Raw genomic sequence first — 12,115 nt, 5'->3', positions numbered from 1 at the left:
TCTATATAATTTTATTTTATTGGGATATTATAGATAGAAGTAGTAGGCTTCACTCTCTCATTTTCACCTTGATATGTTCTTCTACTAACATCCTCCACCTTTATAATTAAGTTATCTCCAGCTCTAAACAATGACCTCCAAGCTCTTAAATCTATATTTTCTGATGAAAAGTCTCCGGTCTTAATTTGTCTGCCTGATCTGGCCAACTTAACATTAATTTTTCTTACTCTATATCTTGCATCATTTGGAACTTCACGTGCGAAATTTTCCTCCGCTTCAGCACTAACTTTGATAGTAGTTAAAGCAGCCGATGCTACACCATTCTCGAAATCAACAGGCCTATTCCTTGAAGTAATCTCAATATTTGGAGCAGGTACCTTCTTAACATCAAACCTTTCAGTTCCAAGTACATTACCTCCATTACTAACAGTAAGATTAACTTTTGATCTACCTTTAGGTACAACTACTACAAGACCCGGTTTGTTACCTTTTACAACTGTTGCTTCTGAAGAAGAGAAAGAAGGATTATAGCTTGTACCTAAAGCAGGTACCTGAATATCCAATTCATTTCCACAGTTCATATACAAAGCTTGTAAAGCAGCTGATCTAACTTGTATTACTGGTTTTACAACGTAATAAGTATGATCAATAGTATAAGTACTATCATTCAAGTTAATCTGAGCCTTGAATTTTTGCTCTGACATCAAAGTTTTAGGGTCATAGCTAGTTGCTTTTGCAGCAAACTTCACCTTACCATATTTGATGCCAAATTCATTAGTTTCAGCAGGCACTTCTTTACCATTGTAACTAAATGTAGGGTTCATACCAGATGCAGCAGCAGTTATAAATAAGTCTGCTTCAAAATCAGCACCAGAGGCAACAACGTTAGAAGTTGGCCTAATCAAAGGCACCACTTTGTCAAATTCTACATCTTTAGCTCCAACTTTCTCAGCCAAAATTTCTAGTGCTCGTGACTCGTAACCCAAAAGCTCAGTTTCAAGTTGACTAATAGTTGCCATACCAGCTGCTGTAGGAGTATCTCCAAAATAATATTCAGAGAAATCTTTCATTTTTTGATCAGGATCAGAAGCCGCCATAGGTATTTCAGCAGCATCTCTTGCTAAAGGAGTAAATTCAGATCCCGTTACAGATGCTAATTTTTGAGAATAGTCATTTAACTGTGATTTTAACTTTTCACCCTCCTTATTCTTAATCATTATATTAGCTACACCTTCAGTATCCTTAGCACCTTTAAGCTCGTGCGTTTCAGGATCGTAACCTCCGGTTTCTTCAGCCATTCTGGTTCTTAGGCCGTCCATGTAAGTTAAGATATCTTGCGTCATGTTGCGAACATCTTGAGCACTTTTAAGCACTTTAACGTCCGGTCCACGATCACCCTTCTTCTTAACCTCTGCAGTAATATTTGTTAAAGTTTTATTATTCTTTTCAGATAACGCAACTCCAGATTCCTTTAATGTTTCATCTATAAAGACAAACTTCTCTAATACGGCACTACTTACGTTTAGTGCTAACAGGGCTGTTAACACCATGTACATCATGCCGATCATCTTCTGTCTTGGGGTTTCTTTTCCGCCAGCCATATTAGATTGATACTTTTAATGAATAAATCATAAACAATATTGATATCCCTAATTATCCTTGTTTAGGGCTAGATCCTCTCATTGCAGTAAGCATGTTACCATACACTGTGTTCAATGAAGTAAGGTTTGTTGTAAGCTTATCTAATTCGTTAGCAAATGTCTTAGTCTTCTCACCAGCTTTGGTCATACCTTCTAAGGCTCCGGCCATGTTAGTGTAGAATTTATTCATTGCTTTAACGTGACTATCAGCATCTTTCAATTCCATTTCATACACAGCATTAAGAGCACTAAGGTTCTTAGTTACATTTTGTACTTGTGTATGGTATTCTTTAGAATCTTTAGTCGCATCTGCCATAGAAGACATAGCCTGAGCAGTAGTTGCATAAGACTTGTTCATGTCAGATAGTGACTGAGAAGCAGTTTTTACGTTTTTAGCATAATCGTTAGTAGCAGCAGCAGCATCAGCCAAGTTTGACATTTTTGAAGCTGAGTCAGCCATACTCTTCATTCCTTTTCCAAGGCTTTCGATCAACTCAGGACCAATTTTAGCCTTTTCCATCATTTTATCTAATTGCTGACTAGTAGAGTTTCCATTACTAGTATTAGCAACTGGTTTATTAGATATACGTGGAGCAGTAGCCACTCCTTCATAGTCTTCTGCTAATTCAGGGTAAACTTTTGCCCAATCCGGCTCTGCGTGTGGGGGTTCAAAAGCACTTAAAAAGAAAATTAACGCCTCAGTACCTAGACCTAGGATCAACATCTCATTAGCGCCTTTTAAGTGTAAAAGTTTAAATAAAGCACCTATAATAACTACGGCTGCACCTATACCATAAACCTTAGGCATTATGGTTTTATAAACAAGTTCCGCTAGTCCACCTTTTTTTTTACTCATTGTCTTAAGGTTTTAATTTAATGAAAGTTAATTATTGGGTTTGATAAATAAAAAAATATAATTCTAAAATTCGGCTCCTGAAGATCTACCCAAATGAGTCATAGCATTTCTAAAGCCAATGTAGGCTCTTACCGAATCCTTAAATTCAAAAGTTCTAGTTCCTGTTTCCAAATAATAAGCTACGTCTTTCCAAGATCCTCCACGAATAACTTTCTTAGGAAGAATTTCTGGATCGTAATCTGCACTGGTAGGATCAGTACGCTTATCAATAAATTGTGGGTTAAGATCCCATACTGTGGGCACTGAAACAGGACTGAAATCATCCAAACACCATTCAGCTACATTACCAGCCATATCATATAGACCGTAATCATTAGCAAAATACTGTGCTACTGGAGCTGTGTATGCAAAACCATCATCGTAATAATTACCTCTGCCTGGTTTAAAGTTAGCCAACATACAACCTTTTGCGTTTCTGATATAAGGGTTACCCCAAGGATACTTAGCCATATCACGACCACCTCTAGCTGCATATTCCCATTCAGCTTCGTTAGGTAATCTGAAAGACGGCATAGGTACTTCGCCGATGCTAATTCTATAATCAGCCCAGTAAGCAGTTCTCCACTTACTAAAATAAACGGCAGCTTCCCAGTTTACACCTACTACAGGATAGTCATCATAGCCAGGGTGCCAGTAATAGTAATCCTGAACAGGGTCTCCCATGTGGTGAGCAAAGTCTCTTACCCAAACGGTAGTGTCAGGGTAATAATCATTCATGATAGTCTCTTCACCCAGCACACTAACAGAGTCTTCCATCAAACGGTTAATAAATTGACGATACTCGTTATTAGTAATCTCGGTATCATCCATATAGAATGAACCGATTGTTATTTGCTTGTTGAAATTAATTTGTGTCGAAGCAGGATCTTCATCAGCCTGCCCCATGTGGAACGTTCCTGCAGGAATCGGTACCATACCATAGGGTAGTGTCATTACCCAGCCTTCACGACCCGGAACGCCTACCAGCTCGCCTTGGTCACCTCCTCCGCCACTCAGGCCTAAGAGTCCACAACCTCCTAATATTGCTGGTGCCAACAACAACAATGAGTAGAGGAATCTTCTTGTAACTTTATGCATAACACTTTTGTTTAAACTCTTTAACTTATTCTTTCAAGTTAAAGCCAACCATTTTGTTTGTTTTAATTTTTGAGCGGAAATATATAAAAAAATTCTATCTAAATTCTCTAAGCTTAAGTTTTTAACTAGAGTATCTCAAAAAATATATTTCACAAATTGTATAATTTCTCTTTAAAAGCAAAATATTTTAAAGCTTAATGTCTAAACCTTGGAGTACGTATAATCTTCTTTCCGCTACCAGGGTTAACTGGTAATTGATAACTAACTAGTACTTCATGCGTAGTTGGCTTCTTAGCGTCTTGTTGACTTATAACATAACCGAACGAATAGCCAAAGCTTAACGATTTATCCTTTAAAAAATTGTACCCTAACATTGCGTTTATATCATCAGACTGTCTATAGGAAACCCCTCCCCAGACTTGATCTTTATAATAAATTAGTCCTCCGAGTATAAAACTGTATTCATTAAAATCCGTTTGAACCATAAATGAAGGAGAAAGTTTTACATCGAAATTCACCTCATGAATATATCCCATAGTGAGATAAGCATGATTTTCTAGTGGATTCTTCACTGCATTAACACCAAAATTAAACTCCGATTTTAATAAGTGATTAAAACTCAATCCTGCAAAATATTTTTCTGATCTAAAATAAACACCCAAAGCCATATCTGGTCTAATCTGAGATTCATCACCGTTTAAAAGCAACTCATCATCAGGGTGGATGGCTCTATATTCACCTACATTTATAGATTGTGAAAATAGGCCAGCCCTTACACCAAAACTAAGCTTGGATTTCTTTATACCTAAATGGTAGGCATAGGAAACCTGCATTTCCAAATTATTTAATGGACCAAGGTTGTCATTTACCACATGAGCACCAAAACCACTCTTAAGTCGGTATATAGGTGTGGTCATGCTGAAGACGCTGGTAGTAGGAGCTCCGCCATCACTATAAGTGCCATCATAGCCAGCCCACTGCTGCCTGTGAATTAATGTCATTTGCGTGATGCCTTCGGTGCCTGCGAAAGCAGGATTATAGAAGAGCATATTCTTCATATAGAATGAAAATTGCGCATCCTGCTGTGCGTTAGCTCTGCTGAAGCCAAAAAATAACGCCAAAATTGATATGTAAAAAAATAACTTGTGCATATCTAAAATCAAAAAGAGTCTTAAATATAAGTTTTTTTTGACAATAGATTCAAGCCTTTTCCGTTAAAAAGCGTAAGATAATATCTTATTTACATTAAATTAATATAAAATATATCCTATTTGATGCCGTTGGCCTTCTTTATATACAGTTCAATGGCTCCTGTCATAGAAGGTGCATTTGGTAATGGAGCTTCTATATCAAGAATCATATTGGCATCTCTCACTGCTTTAGCAGTAGTAGGGCCAAATGCCGCCATCCTTGTATTATTCTGCTTAAAATCCGGAAAATTAACTAACAGTGAATTAATTCCTGAAGGACTAAAGAATGCTAATATATCATAGTAAACGTCTTCCAGGTCAGATAAATCACTTGCTACTGTCCTATATATTACTGCTTCCGAAAATTTATAGTCATTTTTAACTAAAAAATCCGGTATGTCATTTTTTCTAATATCAGAGCATGGGAAAAGATATTTCTCATTCTTATGCTTTTTTAAGATCTCTATAAGATCTCCGGCAGTTCTATGCCCTGTAAATATTTTCCGTTTTCTGATTACGATGTACTTTTGTAGGTAGTTGGCCGTTTGCTCTGAGATACAAAAATATTTCATATCTGCAGGCATTTCAATTTTCAGATCTGTACAGATACTGAAAAAATGGTCAACTGCATTTCTACTGGTAAATATAACAGCAGAATGTTTTAGTACATCTATTTTTTGTTGCCTAAATTCCTTTAATGATACAGGGTCTACCTGAATAAAAGGTCTGAAATCCACTTTAATATTATACTTTTCTGCAAGTTTAAAGTAAGGTGAATTTTCATCATTAGGCTTTGGCTGAGACACCAGGATACTTTTAACTGGTTGTATCCTATCTTTCACTTGGTCGGTCATATCTTCGCGCAACTATTACTTCTTAGATACTCAGAATGGTTGATTAAATCCAAAATACAGAAGCACCACATATGGTATCACTTCCGTGCCGCAAAGGTATGAAAATAAATGCAAAGTTTTATACGAGCCCGTATTCATTAGTCTAAAAAACAAAATAATGACCCTCAAACCCATCATTATTAAGAGAATATTAAACAAAATAGTATAATATTCTGGATTTAAAATGCTAAAACAAAAATATGAGCCTGTTATTAAAATTACGCAGATAGAAAAAATTAAAATGTTAATTCTCACCGAATTATAAAAATGAGATGACTGGAAGAAGCCTAACTTAAATAAACTGGTGAGATTTGCTATCACTAAATATTTAAGCAAAAACCAGAAAAACACCAATAGGGCAACTTTTAGCATATTAAATAATCCTTCCCAGAAGTTTTCTGACCTAAAAATGCCCACTTCTTGAAAAGTACCACTTAGATTAACATAGAGCATAAGTGTGACTGCAACCATCATGCTTAAATAAAAATAGAAAAGCAGGTTAACTACACTTAAGGGTCTGGTTTTAAGTAAATTCTCATCTAACTCTCGCATGCTCATGGCTCTGCGCACCTTAAAGAAGTCACTAAATACCTTTGGATAGGAAGAATACAGAATGGCTAGCAATGCAATAAGTATAAGCATCCCAACAATAATGACTTCATTAAAGGTAGAGCGCTTCCTCTGTTTGATCATAATAAGGTTATCCGCCAAAGGAGAGGTAGAGGCATCTTCTATCCTGATAATATGAGTACCGATCTGAAAGGGGTTTAAGTTTTTATTATAGATAGTAAAGTGCATGTTTTCTCCATATTCACCGGCTAGACTATCTATGGAAAGCAATCTTTTGCTTTTTAGAACAAAGCTCAATTTATTATTTATAAATATAGAAAGTTGCTGATCACTTGTAAGCAAGAGCGTGGCTTCGGCGTAATCATTAGAGTTAAGATTAAAATGAAGCGTTTTACCATGATAGTCACCTTTATCTATTAAAGGCAGATAGCCATCATCTTCATAGAAATACCAATCCTGATCAAGATCCCTAATCATAGTAGTATCCTGACTGAATGAAAAAATGCTATAATGAGCCAAAAATAGTAGTATCAGTAACCGCTTCAATTCTCTCTATATTTATAATTATGCAATTTATCAGAATTTGGCCACATAACCGAAATGAAATTTAGAAAGCCTCAAACTTAATGGCTGGGTATCACTATGACCAACGGCATAGGCTAAATTTAAATGTCCCTTCCCGGTGTATAAATTAATGCCTGCTCCTATTCCATAAGGATAATCTGAAGTGCTACCCTCTTCATTGTTCAATTGGAGGTTAATAAAAGACTGATCATAAAACAAGTATAAAAATGATTCTTCAGCATAATATAACTCCAGCTGCAAATTAGACAGCACATAGTCAGAAGCAAAAAAGTTGTTTTCATTAAACCCCCTAAGCGTTCTTAATCCTCCCAACCGAAACATATCATTTAAATATAGGCTGCTATTATTAATAAGCTTACCTCCTATCATTTTATGACTTAACACCAAATATTTACCCAGTCTGAAATAATACCCAAAATCTGCCTGCAGTCTATACTGAACAGAATTGGGGTCTAACATTTCCGTAGTATCTATAAATGCCAGAGCATTTTCCTGTAACTTTTTTGTGCCAATGGCGGCACTTCCTCCCAAACTATAGCCAGATCTCTTGTTTCTGTTTAACGAATAATTTCTGTAATTATAATTCAGTCCATAGTAAGTAAGATTAAAATCGGTAATGGAATCATTAACCACTGTTTCAGTAGTAAATGTACGAGATGACCTTATTTCTGTAAAAAAGCCCAGCTTAGCTCTACCTCTTGTATAATTAAAATCAAACAAGGCATTTCTATTTATAAAGGTGCTATCTTCTCTCAATAGATTAAACCCTAGATTCATATTTACTGGAGTGTTAAATAAATTAGGATAGCCCACAGCAAGATCTAAAAGCTGGGACTCTGGTCTTAACCGCTGCCATTCCACATGAAAAGACTTACCACTTCTAAATAAATTTTGTAAACTCATTTCGAACTGACCTGTGACCAAAAGCCTTCCATCATTTTGAGCATTTGGCAAAAAACCAATTACTCCATCTATGGAATTGGCCTTTATATATTTTACATTCAGATTAATTCTGGCTTGATCATTCTGAAATGTAATTGACGGCGGTTGTTCCAGGTTTAAGAATGGAAGTGCTTGTATCTTATCTGCGATACTATTTACTTCCTTTTGATTATAATTTTTAGCATAACTGATTCGCAAGTATTTTGCCAGCCATTCTGCCTTGACGGGCACATCAGTATTAATAATTAGGCTATCATAAGTAATAACCGGACCGGAATCATAATTTAAAACGGCCTTAACCTTATTTTTTTCAATACCCAGTGAGTCAAAACTGATAGATGCAAAAGGATAGCCACTGTTCTCACTAATAGAAATCACTTTCTTAAAAATTCTATTGATTTCATTTATTTTAAAAGGCCTTTCTACATAGAACCTTTCTCTAAAACCTGCTTTACTTAGCAGCACCTCCGGTACATTTCCCTGATCTAAATAGGCCCATTCATATAAGGAGCCTTTTTTAACAGAAACTCTTAATAAGGAATCTCGCCAGGCAATCTCTTGCACTCGGGCATTTAAATAGCCTTCATACATTAATAATTCTAAAGCGCTTTTAATATTTAATTGAGTAGATGCGCTATCAAAGGCAATCTTCAGGTTTTCTGGAAATGATTTAGAAATATCTGCCGCCCCTTCCTTATCACTACTTATATACTCTATGCTATACTTTTGGGCTATGGCCTGGGTAGAATAGCTAAACATAGAAATAAGAAGTATACAAATCCCTACTAAAAATCTTAAGTTTGCAGCATATAAATAATAATGGCGGGTATCTACATCCATATTCCTTTCTGTAAGCAGGCGTGTCATTACTGCGACTTTCATTTCAGTACAAATCAAAAATATGTGAATGAAATGACAGTGGCTTTATGCGAAGAAATAAAATTACAGCACAATTACCTCGAAAAGGAGCCTATTAATACGGTTTATTTTGGAGGTGGAACGCCTTCAATTCTGAGCAAAAGTAATCTGGGAGCTATATTTGAGGCTATTCATAAATATTTTAATGTAAAAGAGGGCGCCGAAATCACACTGGAAGCTAATCCTGACGATTTAACTTCAGAAAAGCTACATGATCTTTATGACCTAGGGGTAAACAGGCTAAGCATCGGCATTCAATCTTTTAAAGAACAGGTGCTTCAATTTCTGAACCGCGCTCATAATCGTGGTCAAGCACTTAGTTCTGTTAATGAGGCTCGTAATGTTGGTTTTAATAATATCAGCATTGACCTGATTTATGGAATACCCGTTAATACTCATGAAGATTGGGTAAATGATCTTGATGAGATAGCGCAAATCAGACCTGAACATATTTCCTCCTATTGCTTAACCATAGAGCCCAAAACAGTATTTGGCCACAGAGCTAAAAAAGGGACGCTTTCTCTTAAAGGTGAAGATTTTGAAGCAAAACAATATGACTTGCTTATAAGCAAGTTAAAAAATATAGGATACGAGCATTATGAAGTATCCAATTTTTCTCTTCCCGGAAAACATTCCAGACACAACTCAAGTTATTGGAAACAAGACAAGTATTTAGGAATTGGCCCTGGCGCACATTCCTATAATGGAAATAGCAGGCAGTTTAATATTTCTAATAACCCTAAATACATATCTTCTCTAAAGCAGGGCAATATTCCGGCTGAGTATGAAGTTCTAAGTAGAGAAGACAAGGTAAATGAATATCTGCTAACAGGTTTAAGAACACTGTGGGGAGTAGATCTTAATTATTTGAAAGATATTTATAATTATGATTTAAAAACTCTTAATGATTCTTACCTTAAGAACTTGATTTCTAATAAGTTTGCAACTTTAGAGGCGAATGATCTAAAACTGACCGAAGAAGGTCTTTTACTTGCAGATGAAATATCTTCATCATTATTTATATAAAAAGATGATCTAGGGTCTTTATTATTATAAATAATGATGTTAACTTTCTCAAGTGCGCATAGCATCATTCAAATAGTTCTAGAATAAAATACGTATTTATAACCCTTTATTTGCCCAAGTAAATTCGAAGATGGACAGCGAGGAAAAAAAAGCATATCTTTTACTTAAGTCAGTTATCTTTCATTACCATGGTTTGGATGATGAAGAAAAAAAGAATCTGGAAGAAAGCACTACTGAAATAGATGGGCATGAAGAAATGCAATGGGTAAATGATTTTATAGCAGAAGATTACTTTAACTCATTTGACAGAGCAAGAAACTACCTAAATGATATAATAGGAAACTACCCTAAAGACAAGCGTGTTTTTTATATAGATATGGTATGGAAGGCCAATAACCTGAAAGGCTATGTAACCGAACTGGAAGCCACGGCCATGCTACAACTGGCTCGTGACTGGCAGGTAGAAGAAGATTTGATCAATATTTTAAGGAACAGTCATTCCTAAACCTGATTCTACTTACAAGCTCATCATTTCTTTGAACTTGGCCGCTTGTCTGCGACTTACTTCTACTTTATCTCCCCCTTTTAGCTTTACCATAAGGCCGCCATTAAACCAGGGCTCAATACTTTCTACCCAGCTAAGGTTTACAATATGCTTTCTGCTAGCCCTGAAAAAACTACGGGCATCTAATTTTTCATCTAAGGCATTTAATGATTTATGAATCATAGGCTTATTATTATCAAAATATACCTTAATATAATTACCGTCAGATTCAAATAGCCTTACCTCTGAGAGCCTTACAAACCAGCATTTATCTCCATCTTTTACAAATACCTGATCGTTAAGAGATAGCCTTTTCACATCTTCCTCTTCTCTTTCTCTTGGTTTTAATGGTTTAGAAAAAAGCTTATTTAAGCTTTCATTCAAACGCTCTGTTTGGATAGGCTTAAGCAAATAATCTAATGCATTTACTTCAAAGGCTTTAAGAGCAAACTCATCATAAGCAGTAGTGAAAATTACTTGCGGCACATTATCTAACATTTCCAGAAGCTCAAACCCAGTTTTACCCGGCATTTGGATATCCAGAAAAAGCAAATCAGGCTGAAGGTTATTAATCATTTCATAAGCCTCATCAGCATTAGCTGCCTCCCCTACAATTTCTACTCTGCTGTAGTCTTTTAGTAAATTAATCAGTTCCTTACGCGCTAGTCGTTCATCATCAATAATTAATGCCTTCATTATTTGGGTATTACTAGTTCTGTTACTACAATATTTTCTGACTCATTGAAAATTTTCAAATAAGCCTCTTCTCCATACAAAAGATTCAGTCGCTTTCTGGTATTCTTCAGGCCTAATCCCGCCTTACCTTCATTCTCTGACATGGCCATCATTTCCTCTTCTTGCAACCTACCACTATTTCTGATTTGTACTTTTAACTGAGAATCAGAGATAAAAGTTTTTAAATGAATGATTCCGCCCTCTTTCAGTTTAGATATTCCATGCTTAATTCCGTTCTCCACCAAAGTTTGTAACATCAAAGGTGGCACAAGAAACTCATATGATTCAGGGTGAATATCAAACTTAACGCAAAGCCTTTCTTCAAAGCGAATACTTTCCAAACTTAAATAATCTCGAACGGTATTGAGCTCATCTTCAAATTTAGTAAGTCTTTTCTTATCTGAGATTAAAGAATTTCTGAGAATATTAGAAAGTTGATTGATTGCGTTTTTTGATTTCAGAGGATTTTCATCTACTAAAGCGCGAATACTATTTAATGCGTTAAATATAAAATGCGGGTTGAGCTGTGATTTTAAATTATTAAGCTCAATCTCATGAACCGCTGCTTCGTGCTGTAGTGAAAGGTTATATTTTTCAAAGTAATGGTAGATGAAGTAAAGTACAGCCCACACAAAAAATATTAAAGCAAAGGTACAGCTTAGAGATATCACCTTATAGATATCAAAAACCATAGATGGGTTATACATATTGAATATGGAGCTGACTAACAGCCGCGCACCATATACTAAAAAACCTAAGGCAAACACTGAAACTATAATTCTCGGAATGAGGCTCGGCATGTGCATAATTAACCAGCCTTGCCCAACTATTATGTTTCTAAATATGTGGCTAAACATAAAAAAGATAAAGGCTTCGATAATCCAGAATACCACCTGAGAAGTGTGTACCGCTTTGCCCTCGAATAGTATAAAGCCGAATATCTGAACTACGGCATAGAATATCCAGCCGCCAACCTGTAAGATCCAATATAATTTATGCTTATTCAATCTACTTCACCTTCTAATCAGTAAAAATAACTAATAATTAATGATCTAAGGTCATAATTATACCAAAGGAAG

General features: G+C 35.7%; 11 protein-coding genes. 2 read left to right on the top strand and 9 right to left on the bottom strand.

From position 1 onward, the window contains the following. Positions 1-11: 11 nt before the first annotated feature. The 7 genes from porM to LVD15_RS08675 form a co-directional block, all read right to left on the bottom strand. Positions 12-1,601: a type IX secretion system motor protein PorM/GldM gene (gene porM, locus LVD15_RS08705; RefSeq protein WP_233779907.1), complete on the bottom strand. Its 1,590-nt coding sequence runs from the start codon at positions 1,599-1,601 to the stop codon at positions 12-14. 52 nt (positions 1,602-1,653) lie between these two features. Beyond that, positions 1,654-2,496, bottom strand: a complete 843-nt coding sequence (gene porL / locus LVD15_RS08700; protein ID WP_233779906.1) for a type IX secretion system motor protein PorL/GldL — start codon at positions 2,494-2,496, stop codon at positions 1,654-1,656. A 63-nt stretch (positions 2,497-2,559) separates the two neighbouring features. Further along, complete coding sequence (gene porK / locus LVD15_RS08695) at positions 2,560-3,633, bottom strand: T9SS ring complex lipoprotein PorK/GldK (RefSeq protein ID WP_233779905.1); 1,074 nt, start codon at positions 3,631-3,633, stop codon at positions 2,560-2,562. Positions 3,634-3,827: 194 nt separating this feature from the next. Then, positions 3,828-4,784: a PorP/SprF family type IX secretion system membrane protein gene (locus tag LVD15_RS08690; protein ID WP_370687402.1), complete on the bottom strand. Its 957-nt coding sequence runs from the start codon at positions 4,782-4,784 to the stop codon at positions 3,828-3,830. Between the two features lie 116 nt (positions 4,785-4,900). Continuing rightward, positions 4,901-5,677 carry a uroporphyrinogen-III synthase gene (locus tag LVD15_RS08685; RefSeq protein ID WP_233779903.1) on the bottom strand — a complete coding sequence of 259 codons (777 nt, stop codon included), beginning with the start codon at positions 5,675-5,677 and terminating at the stop codon, positions 4,901-4,903. A gap of 30 nt (positions 5,678-5,707) precedes the next feature. Continuing rightward, positions 5,708-6,832 carry a DUF4271 domain-containing protein gene (locus LVD15_RS08680; protein ID WP_233779902.1) on the bottom strand — a complete coding sequence of 375 codons (1,125 nt, stop codon included), beginning with the start codon at positions 6,830-6,832 and terminating at the stop codon, positions 5,708-5,710. Positions 6,833-6,862: 30 nt separating this feature from the next. Beyond that, positions 6,863-8,695, bottom strand: coding sequence for a BamA/TamA family outer membrane protein (locus LVD15_RS08675; RefSeq protein WP_233779901.1), 1,833 nt, complete (start codon positions 8,693-8,695; stop codon positions 6,863-6,865). Here LVD15_RS08675 and hemW point away from each other — a divergent pair. Together hemW and LVD15_RS08665 are read left to right on the top strand one after the other, a co-directional pair. Beyond that, a complete protein-coding gene (hemW, locus tag LVD15_RS08670) occupies positions 8,633-9,757 on the top strand; it encodes a radical SAM family heme chaperone HemW (RefSeq protein ID WP_233779900.1) in 1,125 nt (374 codons plus the stop codon). The genes LVD15_RS08675 and hemW overlap by 63 nt on opposite strands. A 130-nt stretch (positions 9,758-9,887) precedes the next feature. Continuing rightward, entirely contained in the window at positions 9,888-10,262 is a 375-nt protein-coding gene (locus tag LVD15_RS08665) for a hypothetical protein (protein WP_233779899.1), read from the top strand. 12 nt (positions 10,263-10,274) lie between these two features. Here the strand turns inward: LVD15_RS08665 and LVD15_RS08660 are convergent, their stop codons facing one another. Further along, complete coding sequence (locus LVD15_RS08660; RefSeq protein ID WP_233779898.1) at positions 10,275-10,997, bottom strand: LytR/AlgR family response regulator transcription factor; 723 nt, start codon at positions 10,995-10,997, stop codon at positions 10,275-10,277. Beyond that, a complete protein-coding gene (locus LVD15_RS08655) occupies positions 10,997-12,043 on the bottom strand; it encodes a sensor histidine kinase (RefSeq protein WP_233779897.1) in 1,047 nt (348 codons plus the stop codon). The genes LVD15_RS08660 and LVD15_RS08655 overlap by 1 nt, the downstream gene beginning before the upstream one ends. Positions 12,044-12,115 lie beyond the last annotated feature (72 nt).

It is taken from the genome of Fulvivirga maritima (assembly GCF_021389955.1).
In the GTDB taxonomy this organism is placed as follows: domain Bacteria; phylum Bacteroidota; class Bacteroidia; order Cytophagales; family Cyclobacteriaceae; genus Fulvivirga; species Fulvivirga maritima.
The sequence above is the reverse complement of the archived record's forward strand: the minus strand, read 5'-3'. Positions and strand labels throughout refer to the sequence as shown.

Excerpts from the sequence above, each read along its gene's own strand:
- porM (WP_233779907.1), bottom strand. The coding sequence starts at position 1,601 with ATGGCTGGCGGAAAAGAAACCCCAAGACAGAAGATGATCGGCATGATG.
- porL (WP_233779906.1), bottom strand. The coding sequence starts at position 2,496 with ATGAGTAAAAAAAAAGGTGGACTAGCGGAACTTGTTTATAAAACCATA.
- porK (WP_233779905.1), bottom strand. The coding sequence starts at position 3,633 with ATGCATAAAGTTACAAGAAGATTCCTCTACTCATTGTTGTTGTTGGCA.
- LVD15_RS08690 (WP_370687402.1), bottom strand. The coding sequence starts at position 4,784 with ATGCACAAGTTATTTTTTTACATATCAATTTTGGCGTTATTTTTTGGC.
- LVD15_RS08685 (WP_233779903.1), bottom strand. The coding sequence starts at position 5,677 with ATGACCGACCAAGTGAAAGATAGGATACAACCAGTTAAAAGTATCCTG.
- hemW (WP_233779900.1), top strand. The coding sequence starts at position 8,633 with ATGGCGGGTATCTACATCCATATTCCTTTCTGTAAGCAGGCGTGTCAT.
- LVD15_RS08675 (WP_233779901.1), bottom strand. The coding sequence starts at position 8,695 with ATGAAAGTCGCAGTAATGACACGCCTGCTTACAGAAAGGAATATGGAT.
- LVD15_RS08665 (WP_233779899.1), top strand. The coding sequence starts at position 9,888 with ATGGACAGCGAGGAAAAAAAAGCATATCTTTTACTTAAGTCAGTTATC.
- LVD15_RS08660 (WP_233779898.1), bottom strand. The coding sequence starts at position 10,997 with ATGAAGGCATTAATTATTGATGATGAACGACTAGCGCGTAAGGAACTG.